The following is an 18717-nucleotide window of genomic DNA, read 5'->3' on the forward strand; positions in this document are numbered from 1 at the left end:
TCGGCGCCCATGAGCATCGCCACACCAACCCGCGCCGAGACGCGCGAGGGCTCCGACGCTGAACTCCACCCTTACGGCCGCCCGGCGGGTGGATGGCGGCGCCGCCTCTTCCGCGTCATCTTCGAGTCTGACACGCGGGCGGGAAAGTTGTTCGACGAAGTGCTGATCGGGCTCATCCTCGCGAGCCTGGCGGTGGTGGTGCTCGACAGCATCGCCTCCATCCACGCGAAGTATGGTCGCTTGTTCACCGTGCTGGAGTGGAGCTTCACCCTGCTCTTCACCGTGGAATACATCGCACGGCTCGTCTGCGTGCAACGCCCGATGCGCTACGCGCGCAGCGTGTTCGGCGTGATCGACCTGGTGGCGGTGCTGCCCACCTACCTGGCCATCCTCGTGCCGGGGCTGCACGCGCTGATCGACGTGCGGATGCTGCGGCTGCTGCGCGTCTTCCGCATCTTCAAGCTCAGCGCCTACATCGCCGAGTACGGTGCGCTCGGCCGGGCGCTCTACGAGTCACGCCGCAAGATCTTCGTCTTCCTGTCGTTCGTGATGATCGTGGTGCTCATCATGGGCACGCTGATGTACGTGGTGGAAGGGCCGCAGAACGGCTTCCACAACATCCCGACCGGCGTGTACTGGGCGATCACCACGATGACGACGGTGGGTTTCGGCGACATCACGCCGAAGACGGACCTCGGGCGCTTCATCGCGTCGATCATGATGCTGCTGGGCTGGGGCACGCTGGCCGTGCCGACGGGCATCGTGAGCGCCGAGTTCACCGCGCAGAAGCTGCGGCCCCGCACCCGCCATTGCCTGGCCTGTGGCAGCGACGGGCATTCGATGTCGGATCGCTTCTGCCGCGATTGCGGTGCCGCGCTGCCGCCGACGACCACGGCGCGCTGAACTCAGGGCTGGAACATCAAGTCCAGCACACGCTGGGCACGCTTGGTGTTCACACGGCGGGTGTCGATCAGGTTGGCGATCAGCTCGTTGGCGCCCGGGGCTTCGGTGTAGGCCATCTGCGTCTCGCCGTGGCGGCGCTCGGCGAGGCGGCCCTTGACGAGCGTGCGCACGTTGTCGTGCCGGCTGTCGGCGGCGATCGCCACCATGGTCTCGGCCAGCGTGGCCGCAGGGCCTTCGATCACCTGGGCGAAATGGCCTCCGGTGTAGAGCAGCGAGCCCGTCACCTGGCGGCGGGCGTTGAGTTCACGCGAGTGCTGGAGGATGTCCTGCACCTGCTGGGGCGACGCGAGCGAGCGGCTCACGTAGAAGATCTGGTAAAGGTCGGGACGGTCCACAGGCTGAAGCGTATCGGCGGACGACCGTGCGGCATGCCGAGAAGACACGCCTCAAACCTGCCCTATTCGCGCGGCACGTTCTTAACGTTCGCCTAACCCTGGCCTAAGCCAGCCTTCATCCAGGCTTTCTATCTTTCGCGGCATGGCGGGGGAGGCCCCGCGTGGTTCTTGAGACGAAAGGCTCGCGATGAAACTCAATCCCTTGAATGCCACGCTCGTGGCAGCCGGTGTGCTCGCCATGGGCGCAGCCGGTGCGTTCAGCCTGAAGCCCTGGGGCCAGGACGAGGCCAAGGCTTCCACCCCGCCCGCGGTCGTGGCGATGGCCACGCCGGCGGCAGCCGCCACCACCCCCGCAGCGGCGACGGCGCCGATCGCGCCCGTGCCGGCGCAGGGCATGGTGCCCAACTACCGCGCGATCTTTGCCCAGGCCGGGCCGGCGGTGGTCGGCGTCACGGTGTCGGGCACGCACAAGCTGTCGCAGGAAGAGCAGCAGATGCAGCAGCGCCTGCCGCCCGGCATCGAGAACGACCCCTTCTTCCAGTTCTTCCGCGGCCTGCCGCACATGCAGCCGCGCGGCCGCGGCGGCGTGCCCGAGCAGCCCTTCCGCGGCCAGGGCTCGGGCTTCATCATCAGCTCCGACGGCCTGATCCTCACCAACGCGCACGTGGTGCGCGACGCCAAGGAGGTGACGGTCAAGCTGAGCGACCGGCGCGAATTCAGCGCCAAGGTGCTCGGCGCCGACCTGGCGACCGACGTGGCGGTGTTGCGCATCAACGCGAAGGACCTGCCCACCGTGCGCCTGGGCAACCCCAAGCAGCTGCAGGTGGGCGACCCGGTGATGGCCATCGGCTCGCCGTTCGGCTTCGAGCAGACGGCCACGCAGGGCATCGTGAGCGCCAAGGGCCGCTCGTTGCCGGAGGTGTCGACGACCACCGGCCGGGTCTCGAGCGCGGTGGTGCCCTTCATCCAGACCGACGCGGCGGTGAACCCCGGCAACTCGGGCGGCCCCCTCTTCGACGGCACCGGCGCGGTCGTGGGCATCAACGCGCAGATCTACTCGCAGTCGGGCGGCTACCAGGGCCTGTCGTTCGCGATCCCGATCGACGTGGCGCTGAAGGTCAAGGACCAGATCGTGGCCACCGGTCGCGCTCAGCACGGGCGGCTCGGGGTCTCGGTGCAGGACGTGACGCACTCGCTGGCCGAATCCTTCGGCATGCCGAAGCCGGATGGCGCCCTGATCTCGGGCGTGGCCCGTGACAGCGCGGCGGCCAAGGCCGGCCTCAAGCCCGGCGACGTGATCACCGAAGTGAACGGCGAGCCGATCGTGCGCTCGGGTGCGCTCAGCAGCACCATCGGCATGTCGAGCCCTGGCGAGAAGGTGAAGCTCAAGGTGTGGCGCGACCGTGCGCCCATCGAGATCGAGGCCACGCTCGGCAGCGCCGAGGAGGCGAAGCAGGTGGCGGCCAACGAGGAGAAGGGCAACGCGGCCGGCCAGCTCGGCCTTGCGCTGCGGCCCCTCTCGCGAGACGAGCGCCGGCAGATCGGCAGCGAGGGTGTGCTGCTGATCGAGAACGCGACCGGTGCCGCCGCACGCGCCGGCATCGAGCGGGGCGACGTGCTGCTGGCGATCAACGGCAAGCCGGTCACCTCTGTCGAGCAGGTGCGCAGCCTGATGTCGGGCAAACCCAAGAGCGTGGCGCTGCTGGTCGAGCGTGACGGAGATCAGCTCTTCGTCCCGGTGAACCTCGGCTGATGAGACCGTAGGACTTGGCCGCGATCTGGCTGGGCGGTGAAACAGCAGGCTGGTTTTGAGCGACAAATGGCGACCCTTCCAACAACCTTGAGAGGACGCCATGAAGAACGCGATGACCCACCTGCTGATTCCTGCCGCCATCGCGGCGCTGGCCCTGACCACCCACCCCGTCAGGGCGCAGGACGACGCTGCTTCACCGCCGCCGGGGGCTTCGGCCCGCTCGGTGCTGCCGGGTGAAGCCGTCCCGCTGCCCGAAGTGCAGACCTCGGGCAACGTGAGCTACGTGTCGGGTGGCATCCCCTACGAGCAGCTGCCGGCCTTCCATGCGGCGCGCAGCCAGTTCCCGCTCAACATCGAGGTGTACGAGCGCGACGGCAACCGCAATGCCTTCACGGCCGAAGCCGACGTGCGCGTGATCAACGTGAAGACCGGCGACGTGGTGCTCGAGACCAAGACCGAAGGCCCGTACCTCTGGGCCAAGGTGCCTCCGGGGCAGTACAAGGTCGAGACCACGCTCAACGGCAAGGTCAAGGAAGCGCGTGTGGCGGTGAGCGGCTCCAAGACGGCCCGCACCATCGTCGTGTTCCCGGACGGGACCACGGAGTGACCAACGGCACGGGGGCTCAGCCCCCGTTTTTCATGCGCTCCCGTTCATGAGTTCGGTGTAGCGCCGCTGCATCTCTTCGGGTTCGACCTTCTCGATCGAGTGACCGATGAGCCAGGTGTGGCCGAACGGGTCGCGCACCTTGCACGAGCGCTCGCCGTAGAACTGGTTGGTGGGCGGGCTCACCATCGTGGCCCCGCAGGCCACGGCCTGTTCGCCCATCGCATCGCAGTCGTCCACGTGCAGGTGGATCACCATGCCCGAAAGGCCCTGCGGTGGCGGGGCGGTGATGCCGTACTCGGGGTACTCCTCCGAGACCATCAGGATGGCGCTCGGCCCCATCTGCAGCTCCACGTGGCCCACGCGGCCCGAGGGCTCGGTCAGGCGGTACAGCTCCTCGGCGCCGAAGGCGCGGGTGTAGAAGTCGATCGCCTTCTGCGCGCTGGGCACGCAGAGGTAGGCATACAACTCGTGGATGGAATTCTTCATGGGCGTCTCCTGGTGGTCGATGGACCCATGCTAGGAACGCCAGGGCTGCGTGTATTGGAGATTTTTTCAGCGGGCCCCGGGCGCGGCCATGTGCGTGGGCTGGTCCGGTTGCAAGGGGGCGTAGGCGGTGGGCGTCATGCCGGCGATGCGCCTGAACTCGTGGATGAGGTGCGACTGGTCGGCGTAGCCGGCCTGTACGGCGGTAAGGGCCCAGTCGCTGGGCGGGGCGGTCGCGATCTGCGACAGCAGCGTGTGGAAGCGCAGCACGCGCAGGTAGCGCTTCGGCGTGAGGCCCACCTGCCGCTCGAAGCGTGAGATGAAGCGCGTGGGCCCGAGGCCGCTGGCGCGTTGCAAGGGCTCGATGCTGGCGGTGGCCGGGTCTTGCGCCATGGTGTGCAGGGCCTGGGCCACGAGCGCGTCGCCGGGCCGGGCGAGCGACAGGCGCGCCATCAGGTAGGCCTCGAGCCGCAGCAGCCGCGCATGCGGGCCGCTCGTGTCCTGCAACTCGTCGCGCAGGGCACGGGCACTCGGGCCCCACAGCGCCTCGAGCGTCACGGTGCGGTTGCGCAGGCTGGGCAAGGCGCCGCCGAAGAAGGCGGCCGCACCGCCCGGCTTGAAATGCACGCCGACCACGCTCGAGGCGCCGGTGGTGTCGCGCTGGGTCGCGTGGTCTTGTGCGCCGTGGACCACGCCGCCGGGGTGGTGCTCGCCGACCGTGTCGCTGCTGCCCTGGTAGCGGCTGATGCACTGGCCGTCGAGCAGGGGGATCACGATGTCCACGCGCCCGGTCGGGAGGTTGAACTCGCGCGCGTGGGGCAGGGCGGCGCCGCGCTCGTTGGCCCACAGCGTCTCGACGTACGGCACCAGCGGGGCGGTGGGGCGGCGCGTCAGCAGCATGGTGGGCGGGCTATTTGCTGCGGGCCGACGCGCGCACGACAGTCACGCTGCACTCGGCCTGCGAGGCGACCTCGGTCGACACGCTGCCGAGGTAGCGGCGCAGGCCGCCGCTGCTGCGCGCGCCCATCACGATGTGGTCGACCTGGTTCTTGCGCGCGTAGTCGACGATGGCCGTCGCCGGGTCGGGCGCTTCGAGCACGTGGCAGGTGATGCGCGTGGCCTGCACCTCGGGTGGCAGCTTCATCGCCTGCGCGATGGGCCGCGCCCAGTGCTTCAGCTGCACCAGCAGGTTGACGTGCTTGCTGCTGCCATCGGCTTCGAGCAGGTCGTCCATGCCGATGCGGGCGGTCCTCATCACGGCCAGGCAGGCCAGGCGCGCATTGGGCTCGGTCTGCAGCAGTCGCAGGGCGGTCAGGCGCAGGGTCTCGAGCAGCTCGGCCTCGGCGCCGCCCACGTCGACCGCGGCCAGCACGATGGGGCTGCGGGCGAGCTGCGTCGTCGCACTGGCACGCGCGTTGGGCTCGGCGCCGAGGGCGGAGAACCAGCGCGACATGCGCTTCATCGTGCCGCTGCGTTCGCGCCTTTTCGCGCGCTCGGTGAGCGGCACCTGGGCCGGGTTTTGCAGCTGGAAGGCGAGCTGGGCACCCGTCTGCTGGCGCTGCTCGGGCTTGGGCTCGAGGGCCTGCAGGATGATCTCCTGCAGCCAGGGCGGGCAATCCTTGCGCAACGTGATCGGTGGCACCGGGTCTTGGTACAGGCGCTCGCGCAGGCCGCGCACCGAGTCGGGCGCGCCGAAGGGCCGCTCGCCGGTGGTCAGGTGGTAGAGGATCACGCCGAGCGCGAAGAGATCGCTGCGCGGGTCGTTGCGCACGAACTGAACCTGCTCGGGCGAGATGTACGGGCCGGTGCCCATCGGCAGCTCGAACTCTTCGTCGAGCAGGTCGGGCAGCTGGTCGTGGCGCGAGAGGCCGAAGTCGACGAGCACCGCCTCGCCGGTGATGCGGAACATGATGTTGCTCGGCTTCACGTCGAGGTGCACCAGGTGCTGGCGGTGCAGGTCGTGCAGGGCGGTGGCGACCCTCACGCCGATGTCGACCACCTTGGCGATGGGCAGCGGCGCATCGTCGAGCAGCGGGCGCAGCGAATCGCCGGGGATGCGCTCCATCACGATGTAGGGCTGCGAGGTGAAGTCGCCCTTGGCCACGAAGCGCGGCACGTGCGGGCCGCTGAGCTTGGGCAGGATCATCTGCTCGACCTCGAAGCCGACGATGCTCGCCGGGTCTTCGCCGCCGAGGATGCGCGGCACCTTCATGATGAGGTCCATCGGGTCGTCGCTGGCGACGTCGACCACCTTCCACAGGTGCGCCATGCCGCCCTGGTGCAGATGGCGTTCGAGCTTGAAGCTGTCGATCAGCTCGCCGGCCTGCAAGGGGCGCAGCGGGTGCGTCGCGGGTGCGGCCGCTGCCCCGAAGTTGCTGGGAGGGTTGCCGAGCTCAGCCGCCATCTTCGAGCCGTTTCGCGAGACGTTGAGGCAGGCCGGCCGCACGCACCTTGGCGGCGGCGGTCTCGTGGTCGTAGGGCACGCGGAAGTAGGTGAGCTCGGAGCCCTCGCTGTCGTAGAGGGCGTAGCAGGCGGCGGGGTTGTTGTCGCGCGGCTGGCCGGCGGAGCCGGGGATCACGAGCCACTGGCGCTGCAGCGACAGCGGGATGGGCACGCCGGGGACCGGCTGGAACTCGCCGATCTTGCCGGTCGGCGCCAGGTGGTACAGGCGGGGCTCGTGCACATGCCCGCAGAAGGTGAAGCGGCAGGCGGTGGCCTGCATGCTGCGCACCGCGTCGACCCGCGCATGGATGTAGCCCCACTCGCCGGGCGCGTACGCGTTGGCGTGCACGTAGAGGCGGCCGTCGTCGATGGCGGTCAGCGGCAGGGTGGCAAGGAAGTCGATCTGCGCGGCGTCGAGCTGCTCGCGCGTCCACGCGACGGTGAAGCGGGCGTCTTCCACCATCGAGGGCTGCGGGCCGGCCACGGTGGCGGCGTCGTGGTTGCCACGGATGGCGATCGCGCCTTTCGCCACGTGCTCGCGGATCTGGTCGACCACCCAGGCCGGGTCGGCACCGTAGCCGACGAAGTCACCGAGGAAGACGTACTTGGTCGCCTGCTGTGCCTTGGCATGCGCGAGGACCTCCGACACCGCCTCTCGGTTGGCATGGAGGTCGGTGATGAGGGCGATCTTCATAAAGCGGCGTTCAGCCGATCCTGCCAATCAAGAGGAACTCCATCAGCGCCTTCTGGACGTGCATCCGGTTCTCGGCTTCGTCCCAGACCACGCTCTGCGGGCCGTCGATCACCTCGGCTTCGACTTCCTCGCCGCGATGGGCCGGCAGGCAGTGCATGAAGACCGCGTCGGGCTGGGCCGCGGCCATCATTTCGCGGTCGACGCACCAGTCGGCAAAGGCCTTCTTGCGCGTCTCGTTCTCGGCCTCGTAGCCCATGCTCGTCCACACGTCGGTGGTCACGAGGTGGGCGCCACGGCACGCGTCGAGCGGGTTCTTGAAGGTCTTGAGGCACTTGGTGTTGGACACACCGGCGACCTTGGGGTCGATCTCGTAGCCCGACGGCGTGCTCACGTGCAGCGTGAAGCCGAGGATGTCGGCCGCCTGCAGCCAGGTGTTGGCCATGTTGTTGCCGTCGCCGACCCAGGCGACGACCTTGCCCTTGATGGAGCCACGGTGCTCGATGAAGGTGTAGACGTCGGCCAGGATCTGGCACGGGTGGTACTCGTTGGTGAGGCCGTTGATCACCGGCACGCGCGAGCTGGCGGCGAAGCGCTCGATCTTCGACTGCTCGTAGGTGCGGATCATCACCAGGTCGACCATGCGGCTGATGACCTTGGCCGAGTCTTCCACCGGCTCGGCGCGGCCCAGCTGGCTGTCGCCGGTGGTGAGGTGCACCACCGAGCCGCCCATCTGGTACATGCCGGCCTCGAAGCTGACGCGGGTGCGCGTGCTGGCCTTCTCGAAGATCATGGCCAGCGTGCGGTCGGTCAGCGGCGTGTACTTCTCGTAGTTTTTGAAGCGCTTCTTGATGACGGCGGTGCGCTCGAAGAGGTAGGCGTACTCCTCCGCGCGCAGGTCCTTGAACTGCAGGTAGTGCTTGATGAGACTCATGCCGGGCTTCATGACGCAGGTTTGGCGAGGAAGGCCTTGACCAGCGGGCAGAGGATCGCCAGCAGCTGCTTCACTTCGTCTTCGTTGATGATGAGCGCGGGCAGCAGGCGCACGACCTTGTCGGCAGTCACGCTGATGAAGAGGCCGGCTTCGGCGGCCTGGCCCAGCAGCTCGCCGCAGGGGCGGTCGAGCTCCATGCCGATCATCAGGCCCTGGCCGCGGATCTCGACCACGCCGGGCAACGAGCCCAGCTCGCGCTTCAACCCATCGGTGAGCAGCTTGCCCATGTTGGCGGCGTTGTCGAGCAGCTTGTCTTCTTCGACGATGCGCAGCGTTTCCACACCGGCGCGCATGGCGAGCGGGTTGCCGCCGAAGGTGGTGCCGTGGTTGCCAGGGCCGAACACGTTGGCCGCGCGCGGGCCGCAGACGAAGGCGCCGATGGGCACGCCCGAGCCCAGGCCCTTGGCGAGCGGCATTACGTCGGGCTTGATGCCGGCCCACTGGTGGGCGAACCACTTGCCGGTGCGGCCCATGCCACATTGCACCTCGTCGAGCATCAGGAGCCAGCCCTTTTCGTCGCAGATGCGGCGGGCCTGGCGCAGGTATTCGGCGTGTGTGGGGTTGATGCCGCCTTCGCCCTGGATCACCTCCAGGAAGATGGCGACCACGTTGGGGTTGCTTGCGGCGACCTTCTCGATGGCGGCGATGTCGTTGAGCGGCACCCGCACGAAACCTTCGACCAGCGGTCCGAAGCCGGCCTGCACCTTGGGGTTGCCGGTGGCCGAGAGCGTGGCGATCGAGCGGCCGTGGAAGGCGCGCTCGTAGACGATGATCTCGGGCTTCTCGATGCCCTTGTCGTGGCCGAACTTGCGCGCGACCTTGATGGCGCCCTCGTTGGCTTCGAGCCCCGAGTTGCAGAAGAACACGTTGGTGAGGCCGGAGATCTCGACGAGCTTGGCCGCCAGCTGCTCCTGCAGCGGCACCTGGTAGTAGTTGGAGCTGTGCATCAGCTTGCCGACCTGGTCTTGCAGCGCGGGCACGAGCTTGGGGTGGGCGTGGCCCAAGGTGTTGACGGCAATGCCGGAGAGGCCGTCGAGGTACTTCTTGCCGTTGGTGTCCCACAGCCAGACCCCTCGGCCGTAGGCCAGCGCCATCGGCAGGCGGCCATAGGTTGGCATCACGTGCGGCATGGGGGAGGCAGACAGCTTGTCGGGGGCGTTCATGGAGGGGCTCCGGAGGGAAGGACGCTGAAAGAGACAAGGCCCGCAGGAGATGCGGGCCTGGCGCGTTTGATTCTAGAGGGGGCGTGTGACCCCGGTTCACGGTGTGAAGTGCGTCGCTCTTTGAGAATCGCAAAGGGGTCATTCAGCGATGGCAACGTGCTGCATCGCAGCACATGCGAGGCACAATAGCGCCTTCACCGCAGGCCGTACCAGGGCACGACCCGATCGCGGCGCGCCGTGCCGACCCCGCGTGCCACCGCATGACTCCCTCCAAACCCCGCGAAGTCTTCATCCAGGGCCTGACCAAAGACGGCAGGACCTTCCGCCCGAGCGACTGGGCCGAGCGTCTGGCGGGGGCGATGTCATGCTTTCGACCCGGTGGCACCACCGGCGGCCCCGGCGCCTTCATCGGCTACTCGCCGTACTGCGTGCCGCGGGTGATCAACGGCGTCAAATGCGTGATCGTCAACGAGGCGCTGCGCGAGGTCGAGATCATGGCCTGGGACTTCGTCATGAACTTCGCGCGTGACAACGAACTGCAGGTGACCGAGGCCTGCCTGCTGCCCGAGACGCCCCCGAAGCGCTCCGAGTGAAAAGCTCGCACCCATGAAAAACCCGCCGAGAGGCGGGCCTGAAAACGAAAAACCCGCCAAGAGGCGGGTTTTGTCTTCGCGGTACCGGGAAATCAGTGTCAGGCGGCGGTGGCGAGGGCCTTGACCTTGGCCGAAAGGCGGCTCTTGTGGCGAGCGGCCTTGTTCTTGTGGAAGAGGCCCTTGTCGGCCACGGAATCGATCACGCTCTGGGCGGCCTTGAAGATCTCGGTGGCTTTCGCCTTGTCGCCAGCGGCAACTGCCTTCTGGACGTTCTTGATGACTGTGCGGAACTTCGAACGCAGCGCGGTGTTGGCGGCGTTGAGCTTGACGTCTTGACGCGCGCGCTTGCGGCCGGAGGCAATGCGGACGGTCTTTTTGGCTTTGGAGGAGGTGGCCATTGAGCTTTTACCCGGGTTGAGCGAAGTCCGCGAGTATAGCAGGCACTGGTATGCGGCCGCAAACTGTGAGCAGGCGCTACCTATAATCCCGCCGCCCATGAACCTGCTGCGCGCCGCGTCCACCGTCTCCCTGCTGACCCTGGCGTCGCGCATCACGGGGCTCGGCCGCGAGCTCGTCATCGCCGCCGCCTTCGGGGCCGGCGCCTGGACCGATGCGTTCAACGCCGCCTTCCGCATCCCCAACATGCTGCGCCGGCTGTTTGCCGAAGGCGCATTCGCGCAGGCCTTCGTGCCGTTGCTGGGCAACACGCGCGCGAAGGAGGGCGATGAGCCCACCAAGCTGCTCGTCAGCGCGGTGGCCACGGTGCTCTTCTGGGCGCTGGTCGTGACCTGCGTCGTCGGCGTGGTGGTGTCGCCGGTCATCGTGTGGCTGATGGCCTCGGGACTGCAGGAATTCGACGCCGCCGTTCTGATGACGCGCTGGATGTTCCCCTACATCGGCTTCGTGTCGTTGGTGGCGCTGTCGGCCGGCATCCTCAACACCTGGAAGCATTTCGCGGTGCCTGCGGCGTCGCCGGTGTTGCTCAACCTCGCGATGATCGGCGCCGGCTGGTGGCTCGCGCCCTGGTTCGGGCGTTGGGGACTGCAGCCGATCTATGCGATGGCCGCCGGCGTGATGCTGGGGGGTGTGCTGCAGCTGGCGGTGCAGATTCCCGCGCTCAAGCGGCTGGGCGTGTTGCCCCGCATCGGCCTCTCCTGGGGTGCGCTGAAGGCGGCCTGGGGCCATCCCGGTGTGCACACGGTGTTGCGCAAGATGGCGCCGGCGCTGCTGGGCGTGTCGGTCGCACAGATCTCGCTGATGATCAACACGCACATCGCCTCGCGCATCGGGGTTGGCGCGGTCTCGTGGCTCACCTATGCCGACCGCCTGATGGAGTTCCCGACCGCGCTGCTCGGAGTGGCGCTCGGGGTGGTGCTGATCCCTCAGCTCTCGGCGGCGCAGGGCAAGGGCGACACCCGGGAATATTCGGCCATGCTCGACTGGGGCCTGCGCCTGACGCTCATGCTGGCGCTGCCCTGTGCGGTGGCGCTGCTGGTGTTCGCGCAGCCGCTGGTGGCGGTGCTGTACCACCGCGGAGCCTTCGTCGCGCGCGACGTGGTGCAGACCCAGTACGCGTTGATGGCCTATGGCGTGGGCCTCCTCGGCCTGATCGGGGTGAAGGTGCTCGCGCCTGGCTTCTATGCGCGCCAGGAGCTGCGCACGCCGGTGAAGATCGCCATCGGTGTGCTCATCGTCACGCAGCTGCTCAATCTGTGTCTCGTGCCCTGGCTGGGCCACGCCGCGCTCGCGTTGTCCATCAGCCTGGGGGCGATCCTCAATGCGAGCCTGCTCTACGTCGGGCTGCGCCGGCGTGGTGCCTACCGCCCGGAGCCCGGCTGGTGGGGCTTCAGCGCGCGGGTGGTGCTGGCCAGTGCGGTGCTGGGCGGCGGGCTGGCCTGGGCCAGCCGCGCGGTGTCGTGGGTGCATGCCGACGAGTGGCTGCGCATCGGTGTGATGACGGCTTGCCTGGTGCTCGGAGTGCTGGTGTACTTCGCCACCTTGCTGGCCACCGGGCTCAAGTTCCGGCAGTTCATGCGGCGCGGATAATCGCCCGCCATGCCTTCCTTCCCGCAGTTTCAGGCGCAGACACCGCTGGAGTATTTCGGCCTGCTCGTCGCCGACGACGACAATTTTTCCCTGCTCGAAGCGGCCATCTCCATCGGGCAGGACGACAACCCCACGCTCGACACCCAGGCGGTGCTGCACCAGATCGACCTGCTGGCGCAGCGGCTCAAGGTGCGGGTGCCGGCGGATGCCGGGCCCCGCCAGCGCCTGCGGGTGCTGAACCAATTCTTCTTCAACGAGCTGGGCTTTGCCGGGAACGTCAACAACTACTACGACCCGGCGAACAGCATGCTCGCCACCGTGCTGGAGACGCGGCGCGGCATCCCGATCACACTGGCACTGCTGTACATCGAGTTCGCCACGCAGGCCGGCCTGGTGGCGCGGGGCGTCTCCTTTCCGGGCCACTTCCTCGTGAAGCTCAAGCTGAGCGAAGGCGAAGTGGTGATCGACCCCTTCACCGGCCAGTCGCTGTCGCGCGAGCGCCTCGACGAGCTGCTGCAGCCCTATCGCCGCCGCCAGGGCCTGACGGGCGACCTGGACGTGCCACTCGGCGTCTTCCTGCAGGCGGCGCAGCCACGCGACGTGCTCGCCCGCATGCTGCGCAACCTGAAGGAGATCTACCGCACGTCCGGCGACACCGCGCGCCTGCTGGCCGTGCTGAACCGGCTGGTGGTGCTGTTGCCGCAGGCATGGGACGAGCGGCGCGACCGGGGCCTGGCCCAAGCCGAGCTGGGCGCATTCGACGCCGCCCTCCACGACCTCGGCGCCTACCTCGCGCACAACCCGCAAGCGCCCGACCGCGAGGCCATCGGCCAGCGCCTCCTCGCACTGCGACAGCCTGGAGCGGGCCCGCTCCACTGAGAGTCCTGTATGGACGGCCAGCACACGGTTGCATGGCCCTAGAATTCGCCCCGTTCCGCGAGGCCCGGGCTTCGCTCCTCGCTCTGCTTCTTCCTGGGCAAAGATGCAACTCACACCCGCTCAGCGGCAAACCCTCTCCTGGCTCCTGATCGCCGCGGCCGGCGTGTTGCTGGTGTGGCTGCTGGCGCCGGTGCTCACGCCCTTCCTGTTCGCCGGCATCCTGGCCTACATCCTCGAGCCGGCGGTCGAGAAGCTGGTCAAGCGACGGGTGCCGCGTGTATTGGCCGTCACGCTGGTCGAGGTGGCCGCCTTCGTGGTGATCCTGTCGGTGCTGCTGCTGATCGTGCCCATCGTGTCGAAGGAGCTGCCGTTGCTGCGCGAGCAGCTGCCGCTCCTGGCCGACAAGTTGAACCAGACGGTCTCGCCCTGGCTCGCGCAATACGGCATCTCCGTGGCGCTTGATGTCGCGAGCATCAAGGCCTTCATCGTGAAGTACCTCGGGGCCAACATCGAAGACGGCCTGACCACGCTGCTCAGTTCCGCCCGCATCGGCGGCAGCTTTCTGCTGGCCCTGATCGGCAACGCGGTACTGATCCCGGCGGTGCTCTTCTACCTGCTGATGGACTGGCCCCAGCTCCTCAACCGCATCGATGGCCTGGTGCCGCCGCGCCTGCGCGACAACGTGCGCAGCTTCATGCGCGAGAGCGACGAGATGCTCGGCCAGTACCTGCGCGGCCAGCTTCTGGTGATGGTGATCCTGGCGGTGTTCTACAGCGTCGGGCTGGCGCTTTTCGGCTTTGATCTGGCGGTGCCGGTCGGTGTCTTCACCGGGCTCGCGGTCTTCATTCCCTACCTCGGCTACGGCCTCGGGATGCTGCTGGCGCTGATCGCCGGGGTGCTGCAGTTCGCCAGCTGGTACGGCGTGGTCGCCGTGGCGGTGGTCTACGGGCTCGGGCAGGTGATCGAAAGCTTCTTCCTCACGCCGCGCCTGGTGGGCGAGCGCATCGGCATCAACCCGTTGACGGTGATCTTTGCGCTGCTGGCCTTTGGCCACCTCGCCGGGTTCGTCGGCGTGCTGCTCGCGCTGCCGGTGTGCGCGGTGCTGGTCGTGGCGGGCAAGCGGGTGCTGGCTTGGTACACCGGCAGCAAGCTTTATCTGGGCTGAGCGTGAGACAGATTCCCCTGGCCATCGCCGACGAGCCGGTCCGGTCATTCGACAGTTATGTCTCCGGGCCGAATGCAGCGGCGGTGGAGCACCTGCGCGGCGTGATGCAGCAGGCGGCGCCGGTCTACCTGTGGGGCCCCTCGGGCGTGGGCAAGACGCACCTGCTCCAATCGCTCGCGCACCAGGTGCAACGCACGGGCGGGCGGGTGGGGTGGTTCAACGCCGCCTCGGCCACGCCCTGGGAGTTCGACGAAAGCGATGCGCTCATCGTGTTCGATGACTGCGACCGCTTTGACGAGGCCCGCCAGCACGCGGCGTTCGCCCTCTTCGTCGAAGCGACGACGCACCGCATTCCGGTGGCCGCGGCGGGCCGCGTGCCCCCCGTTGACCTGGCCTTGCGCGATGACCTGCGTACCCGCCTGGGCTGGGGCCACATCTTCGCGCTGGAACCGCTGGCCGAGCCTGAAGCGCGTGCCGCGATGCGCCGCGAGGCCGACCGGCGCGGCCTCTTTCTTTCCGATGACGTGATGAGCTACCTCCTGACGCGCTTTGCGCGCGACCTCAAGCACCTGATGACGGTGCTCGACCGACTCGACGAATTCGCCCTCGTCCACAAGCGCGCGATCACCGTGCCGCTGCTCAAGCAGATGCTGGCCGAAGAGAAGGGCATCGCGTGAACCTCTGTCTCTTCGACCTCGACGACACGCTGATCCCACTCGACTCCGACCACGCCTGGGGACGCTTCATGATCCGCCAGGGCTGGGTCGACGGCGAGGCGTTCGACAAGCAGAACGACGTCTTCTTCGCCCACTACAAGGCCGGCACGCTCGACATCCACGCCTACATCGCCTTCTCCACCGCCCCCTGGCGCGACCGCTCGGCGGCTGACCAGAGAGCCGCGCAAGACCTTTTCATGGCGGAAGTGATCTCGCCCCAGCTGCGCCCCGCGGCGCGGGAGCTGGTCCAGCAGCACCAGCAGCAGGGCGACCTGGTGGCCATCGTGACCGCCACCAACGAGTTCGTCACCGCCCCGATTGCCCGCGCCTTCGGCGTGGAGCACCTGCTGGCCGTCCAGCTTGAAAAAGACCCCGGGGGTAACATCACCGGCCGCATCGCCGGGGTGCCCTCGTTCCGCGAAGGCAAGACGGTGCGCACGCACGAGTGGCTCGCAAGCCTTGGTCACAAGCTGCAGGACTTCGAGCGCATCAGCGTCTACAGCGATTCGGCCAACGACCTGCCGCTGCTCGAAATGGCGACCGACCCCGTGGCCACCAACCCTTCCGCACCGCTCGAAGCCATCGCTCGCGAGCGGGGCTGGCGCATTCTTCGGTTGTTCGACTGATGATCAAGAAGTTCATAGACAAATTGCTCGGCAAGACCGCCAAGCCCGCGGTGCCCAAGGGCAAGCGCGTGGAAGTGCCTCTGGCTGAGCACAACATCGACCTCAAGCTCGTCGACGACAACGCCATCCGCGTGGTCAAGACCCTGGCCGACGCTGGCTACGAGGCCTACATCGTGGGCGGCGCGGTGCGCGACCTCCTGCTGGGCCTGCGTCCGAAGGACTTCGACGTGGCGACCAACGCCACGCCCGAGCAGGTGAAGGCGCTGTTCCGCCGTGCTTTCATCATCGGCCGGCGCTTCCGCATCGTGCACGTGGTGTTCGGCCGTGGGCGCGAGCATGAAGTGATCGAGGTGTCGACCTTCCGCGCGGTGCTCGATGCCTCGGCCTCGGAGCAGGTGGCCGGCAACGAGAAGACCTCCAAGGCCGAGCTCGCCGACAAGCACCACGCGGTGGACGCGAGCGGCCGCGTGCTGCGCGACAACGTGTGGGGCCCGCAGATCGACGACGCCGCCCGCCGCGACTTCACTGTCAACGCGATGTACTACGACCCGCAGAAGCAGATCGTGGTCGACTACCACGGCGGCATCAAGGACGCGAAGAAGAAGGTTCTGCGCATGATCGGCGATCCGGTCACGCGCTACCGCGAAGACCCGGTGCGCATCGTGCGCGTGGTGCGCTTCGCGGCCAAGCTCGGCTTCACGATCGACCCGAAGACACGCGCCCCGATCCGCGAGCTGGCAGGCCTGCTCGACGACGTGCCGGCCTCGCGCACCTTCGACGAGATGATCAAGCTCCTGCAGACCGGCCATGCGCTGGCGAGCATCGAAGAACTGCGCAACCAGGGCCTGGTGGGCGAGCGCACCGGCGTGTTCCCCATCCTCGACGTGGTGCTGGCCGATGCCAACAAGCACCCCGAGCGGCAGAAGTTCGTGGAGCTGGCGCTCGCGGACACCGACCGCAGGGTCAACGAAGGCAAGCCGGTCGCACCGAGCTTCATGCTCGCCTGCATGCTGTGGCACGACGTGCTCGACCGCTGGGAAAAGCTGAAGAAGAAGGGCGAGCCGCCGTTCCCGGCGCTGCAGCAGTCGGTGGATGCGGTGTTCGATGCACGCATCGGCGACATCTCCGGCCGCGGCAAGCTGGCCGCCGACATGCGCGAGATCTGGCTCATGCAGCCGCGCTTCGAGCGCCGCACCGGCAACGGCCCGTTCGCGCTCGTCGAGCAGCCTCGCTTCCGTGCGGGATTCGACTTCCTGCGCCTGCGGGCCGACGCGGGCGAGAGCGATCCGGAACTCGCGCGCTGGTGGGAAGAGTTCTCGCTGGCCGACGAGGACAAGCGCGCACGCCTCATGGAGCAGGTGCGCGGGCCGGGCGGCTCGCGCAAGCGCACCCCGGCGCCGGCGGCTCCCGCGGCGGCCGAGGGCGACGCCGAGGGCGAAACCCTCGAGGCGAGCAGCGGCGACGCGCCTCGCAAGCGCCGCCGCCGGCGCCGCAAGCCCGCAGGCGCTGCCGGTACGGCCACGCCACCATCCAACGCCTGACGCGCCGCCCCGTGGTGCCGTTGCTCGCCTATGTGGGCCTGGGCGCCAATCTGGGCGACCCGGCGGAGGCCGTGCGCACGGCCGTCGACGCGCTGGGACGCATGCCGGCGAGCCGTGTCGAGGCGGTGTCAGGTCTGTACCGCAGCGCGCCCATCGACGCTGAAGGGCCGGACTTCATCAACGCCGTGGCGGCGCTGCACACCACGCTCACGGCGTATGAACTGCTCGCGCAGTTGCAGGCCATCGAAGCCGAGTTCGGCCGCGAGCGCCCTTACACCAACGCCCCGCGCACGCTCGACCTCGACCTGCTGCTCTACGGCGACCGCGAGATCGTGTCCGACGACCTCACCGTGCCGCATGCACGCATGCACGAGCGGGCCTTCGTGCTGAGGCCCTTGGCCGAGTTGACGGGCGAGACTTTTCCAATTCCGGGGCGCGGGCCCATCGCAAGCTTGCTCGAAGCCGTGTCGGCGCAACCCATCACGAAACTGGAGAACGAATGAACATGACCCGCACCCGGCTGCCCGAGCGTGCCTCGCCGCAGGAGGCGGGCTTCCGGCCCGAGGGCTTGGCCCGGCTGACGGCCGCCTTCCAGGAGCAGATCGACCGCCAGCGCATCCCGGGTGTCGTGGCGATGGTGGTGCGGGGCGGCAAGCTCGCCTACTTCGAGGCGCTGGGCCGGCGCGACCCCACGCAGCCCGACCCGATGCAGCGCGACAGCATCTTCCGCATCTACTCGATGACCAAGCCGGTAGTGTCGGTGGCGGCGATGATGCTGTTCGACGAAGGGCGGCTCTTCCTCCACGATCCGGTGGCGAAGTACCTGCCCGTGTTCAAGAGCGTGCAGGTCGGCACCGTGCGCGCCGACGGGCAGATCGACCTCACGCCGCCCGCGCGGGCGATGACGGTGCAGGACCTGCTGCGCCACACCTCTGGCCTGACCTACGAGATCCTGGCCGAAGCGCCGATCCGCAAGCTCTACGCCCGCGCCAAGATCTACCGCCGCGACTGGACCAACGACGAGTTCAGCCACGCCCTGGCCCAGCTGCCGCTGATGTACCAGCCCGGCACGGTGTGGGACTACAGCCGCGCGACCGACCTGCTGGCGCGCGTGGTGGAGGTCGTATCGGGCGAGCCGCTGCGCGATTTCTTCGCACGGCGCATCTTCGGCCCGCTTCGCATGGTGGACACCGGCTTCCACGTGCCGGCGATGTCACACCCACGGCTAGCCGAACCGTTTGCGCAGGACCCCGACACCGGCGCCGACGTGCGAGTGCTCGAAGTGCGCGAGCCGGTGGCGATGGACATGGGCGGCGGCGGCCTCGTCTCGACCGCCACCGACTACGCCCGCTTCACTCAGATGCTGCTGAACAAGGGCGTGCTCGATGGGCAGCGGCTGCTCAGCCGCAAGACCGTCGAACTGATGACGAGCGACCACCTCGGCGCCATCCCGAGCGTCAACGACCTGCTGCCGCCGGGGCACGGCTTTGGCCTGGGGTTTGCTGTGCGTCTGCAAACAGGCATCGCGCCGGTGGCGGGCTCGGCCGGTGCCTACTTCTGGGGCGGCATGGCCGGCACGACCTTCTGGGTCGACCCGGCCGAGGACATGCACGCCGTGCTGATGGTGCAGGCGCCGGGTCAGCGCGACGAGGTGCGGGCCTTGTTCCGCAACCTGGTCTATGGCGCGATCGGCGATTGAGTTTGGTGACGATTCAGACA

The 18717-nt window shown here is 68.2% G+C and carries 20 protein-coding genes; 12 read left to right on the forward strand and 8 right to left on the reverse strand.

Annotated elements, in window-relative coordinates; all coding sequences use genetic code 11:
• The first annotated feature begins 9 nt into the window (after positions 1-9).
• Positions 10-903 (forward strand): ion transporter, encoded by an 894-nt coding sequence (locus tag JI745_RS24020; RefSeq protein WP_201812922.1) that lies wholly within the window; start codon positions 10-12, stop codon positions 901-903.
• 2 nt (positions 904-905) lie between these two features.
• Here the strand turns inward: JI745_RS24020 and JI745_RS24025 are convergent, their stop codons facing one another.
• Positions 906-1298, reverse strand: coding sequence for a BLUF domain-containing protein (locus JI745_RS24025; protein ID WP_201812923.1), 393 nt, complete (start codon positions 1296-1298; stop codon positions 906-908).
• A gap of 187 nt (positions 1299-1485) precedes the next feature.
• Between JI745_RS24025 and JI745_RS24030 the strand changes: the two genes are divergently transcribed.
• Positions 1486-3051, forward strand: coding sequence for a Do family serine endopeptidase (locus JI745_RS24030; protein WP_201812927.1), 1566 nt, complete (start codon positions 1486-1488; stop codon positions 3049-3051).
• Between the two features lie 100 nt (positions 3052-3151).
• A complete protein-coding gene (locus tag JI745_RS24035; protein WP_201812929.1) occupies positions 3152-3658 on the forward strand; it encodes a hypothetical protein in 507 nt (168 codons plus the stop codon).
• A 30-nt stretch (positions 3659-3688) separates the two neighbouring features.
• Here JI745_RS24035 and JI745_RS24040 read toward each other — a convergent pair whose 3' ends face one another.
• From JI745_RS24040 to JI745_RS24065, 6 genes are all read right to left on the reverse strand, one after another.
• Positions 3689-4144: a VOC family protein gene (locus JI745_RS24040; RefSeq protein ID WP_201812931.1), complete on the reverse strand. Its 456-nt coding sequence runs from the start codon at positions 4142-4144 to the stop codon at positions 3689-3691.
• A 66-nt stretch (positions 4145-4210) separates the two neighbouring features.
• A complete protein-coding gene (locus tag JI745_RS24045; RefSeq protein ID WP_201812933.1) occupies positions 4211-5041 on the reverse strand; it encodes an AraC family transcriptional regulator in 831 nt (276 codons plus the stop codon).
• Positions 5042-5051: 10 nt separating this feature from the next.
• On the reverse strand, positions 5052-6545 hold the full coding sequence (locus tag JI745_RS24050) for a bifunctional serine/threonine-protein kinase/universal stress protein (protein WP_201812937.1): 1494 nt from the start codon (positions 6543-6545) through the stop codon (positions 5052-5054).
• Positions 6535-7278: a metallophosphoesterase gene (locus JI745_RS24055; RefSeq protein ID WP_201812938.1), complete on the reverse strand. Its 744-nt coding sequence runs from the start codon at positions 7276-7278 to the stop codon at positions 6535-6537. The genes JI745_RS24050 and JI745_RS24055 overlap by 11 nt, the downstream gene beginning before the upstream one ends.
• 10 nt (positions 7279-7288) lie before the next feature.
• Positions 7289-8221: an ornithine carbamoyltransferase gene (gene argF, locus JI745_RS24060; RefSeq protein WP_201812939.1), complete on the reverse strand. Its 933-nt coding sequence runs from the start codon at positions 8219-8221 to the stop codon at positions 7289-7291.
• Entirely contained in the window at positions 8218-9432 is a 1215-nt protein-coding gene (locus JI745_RS24065) for an aspartate aminotransferase family protein (RefSeq protein ID WP_236675426.1), read from the reverse strand. The genes argF and JI745_RS24065 overlap by 4 nt, the downstream gene beginning before the upstream one ends.
• 260 nt (positions 9433-9692) lie before the next feature.
• Between JI745_RS24065 and JI745_RS24070 the strand changes: the two genes are divergently transcribed.
• On the forward strand, positions 9693-10025 hold the full coding sequence (locus tag JI745_RS24070) for a DUF3579 domain-containing protein (RefSeq protein WP_201812941.1): 333 nt from the start codon (positions 9693-9695) through the stop codon (positions 10023-10025).
• 98 nt (positions 10026-10123) lie between these two features.
• On the opposite strand, the gene rpsT is transcribed toward JI745_RS24070, so the two are convergent.
• The gene (gene rpsT / locus JI745_RS24075; protein WP_201813457.1) at positions 10124-10423 is read right to left on the reverse strand and encodes a 30S ribosomal protein S20; all 300 of its coding nucleotides are present in this window, start codon (positions 10421-10423) and stop codon (positions 10124-10126) included.
• A gap of 97 nt (positions 10424-10520) precedes the next feature.
• Here rpsT and murJ point away from each other — a divergent pair, with 97 nt between their 5' ends.
• The 8 genes from murJ to JI745_RS24115 all read left to right on the forward strand — a co-directional run bounded on the left by murJ (position 10521) and on the right by JI745_RS24115 (position 18697).
• The gene (gene murJ / locus JI745_RS24080; protein WP_201812943.1) at positions 10521-12071 is read left to right on the forward strand and encodes a murein biosynthesis integral membrane protein MurJ; all 1551 of its coding nucleotides are present in this window, start codon (positions 10521-10523) and stop codon (positions 12069-12071) included.
• A 9-nt stretch (positions 12072-12080) separates the two neighbouring features.
• Positions 12081-12950, forward strand: a complete 870-nt coding sequence (locus tag JI745_RS24085) for a SirB1 family protein (RefSeq protein WP_201812945.1) — start codon at positions 12081-12083, stop codon at positions 12948-12950.
• 103 nt (positions 12951-13053) lie between these two features.
• Positions 13054-14115, forward strand: a complete 1062-nt coding sequence (locus tag JI745_RS24090; RefSeq protein ID WP_201812946.1) for an AI-2E family transporter — start codon at positions 13054-13056, stop codon at positions 14113-14115.
• 2 nt (positions 14116-14117) lie between these two features.
• The gene (hda, locus tag JI745_RS24095; protein WP_201812948.1) at positions 14118-14792 is read left to right on the forward strand and encodes a DnaA regulatory inactivator Hda; all 675 of its coding nucleotides are present in this window, start codon (positions 14118-14120) and stop codon (positions 14790-14792) included.
• Positions 14789-15457, forward strand: coding sequence for an HAD family phosphatase (locus JI745_RS24100; protein ID WP_201812950.1), 669 nt, complete (start codon positions 14789-14791; stop codon positions 15455-15457). The genes hda and JI745_RS24100 overlap by 4 nt, the downstream gene beginning before the upstream one ends.
• Complete coding sequence (gene pcnB, locus JI745_RS24105) at positions 15457-16998, forward strand: polynucleotide adenylyltransferase PcnB (RefSeq protein ID WP_201812952.1); 1542 nt, start codon at positions 15457-15459, stop codon at positions 16996-16998. Before JI745_RS24100 ends, pcnB begins: the two co-directional genes overlap by 1 nt.
• Before the next feature lie 11 nt (positions 16999-17009).
• A complete protein-coding gene (folK, locus tag JI745_RS24110; protein WP_310738761.1) occupies positions 17010-17501 on the forward strand; it encodes a 2-amino-4-hydroxy-6-hydroxymethyldihydropteridine diphosphokinase in 492 nt (163 codons plus the stop codon).
• Positions 17498-18697 carry a serine hydrolase gene (locus JI745_RS24115; RefSeq protein WP_236675427.1) on the forward strand — a complete coding sequence of 400 codons (1200 nt, stop codon included), beginning with the start codon at positions 17498-17500 and terminating at the stop codon, positions 18695-18697. The genes folK and JI745_RS24115 overlap by 4 nt, the downstream gene beginning before the upstream one ends.
• The last annotated feature ends 20 nt before the right edge of the window (positions 18698-18717 follow it).

It is taken from the genome of Piscinibacter sp. HJYY11, assembly GCF_016735515.1.
Taxonomy (GTDB): Bacteria; Pseudomonadota; Gammaproteobacteria; order Burkholderiales; family Burkholderiaceae_C; genus Rhizobacter.

Coding starts and splice junctions, on each gene's coding strand:
- JI745_RS24040 (WP_201812931.1), bottom strand. CDS start 4,144: ATGAAGAATTCCATCCACGAGTTGTATGCCTACCTCTGCGTGCCCAGC.
- pcnB (WP_201812952.1), top strand. CDS start 15,457: ATGATCAAGAAGTTCATAGACAAATTGCTCGGCAAGACCGCCAAGCCC.
- JI745_RS24035 (WP_201812929.1), top strand. CDS start 3,152: ATGAAGAACGCGATGACCCACCTGCTGATTCCTGCCGCCATCGCGGCG.
- argF (WP_201812939.1), bottom strand. CDS start 8,221: ATGAAGCCCGGCATGAGTCTCATCAAGCACTACCTGCAGTTCAAGGAC.
- JI745_RS24085 (WP_201812945.1), top strand. CDS start 12,081: ATGCCTTCCTTCCCGCAGTTTCAGGCGCAGACACCGCTGGAGTATTTC.
- JI745_RS24030 (WP_201812927.1), top strand. CDS start 1,486: ATGAAACTCAATCCCTTGAATGCCACGCTCGTGGCAGCCGGTGTGCTC.
- JI745_RS24050 (WP_201812937.1), bottom strand. CDS start 6,545: ATGGCGGCTGAGCTCGGCAACCCTCCCAGCAACTTCGGGGCAGCGGCC.
- rpsT (WP_201813457.1), bottom strand. CDS start 10,423: ATGGCCACCTCCTCCAAAGCCAAAAAGACCGTCCGCATTGCCTCCGGC.
- JI745_RS24115 (WP_236675427.1), top strand. CDS start 17,498: ATGAACATGACCCGCACCCGGCTGCCCGAGCGTGCCTCGCCGCAGGAG.
- JI745_RS24055 (WP_201812938.1), bottom strand. CDS start 7,278: ATGAAGATCGCCCTCATCACCGACCTCCATGCCAACCGAGAGGCGGTG.
- JI745_RS24070 (WP_201812941.1), top strand. CDS start 9,693: ATGACTCCCTCCAAACCCCGCGAAGTCTTCATCCAGGGCCTGACCAAA.
- JI745_RS24090 (WP_201812946.1), top strand. CDS start 13,054: ATGCAACTCACACCCGCTCAGCGGCAAACCCTCTCCTGGCTCCTGATC.
- JI745_RS24020 (WP_201812922.1), top strand. CDS start 10: ATGAGCATCGCCACACCAACCCGCGCCGAGACGCGCGAGGGCTCCGAC.
- murJ (WP_201812943.1), top strand. CDS start 10,521: ATGAACCTGCTGCGCGCCGCGTCCACCGTCTCCCTGCTGACCCTGGCG.
- JI745_RS24045 (WP_201812933.1), bottom strand. CDS start 5,041: ATGCTGCTGACGCGCCGCCCCACCGCCCCGCTGGTGCCGTACGTCGAG.
- JI745_RS24065 (WP_236675426.1), bottom strand. CDS start 9,432: ATGAACGCCCCCGACAAGCTGTCTGCCTCCCCCATGCCGCACGTGATG.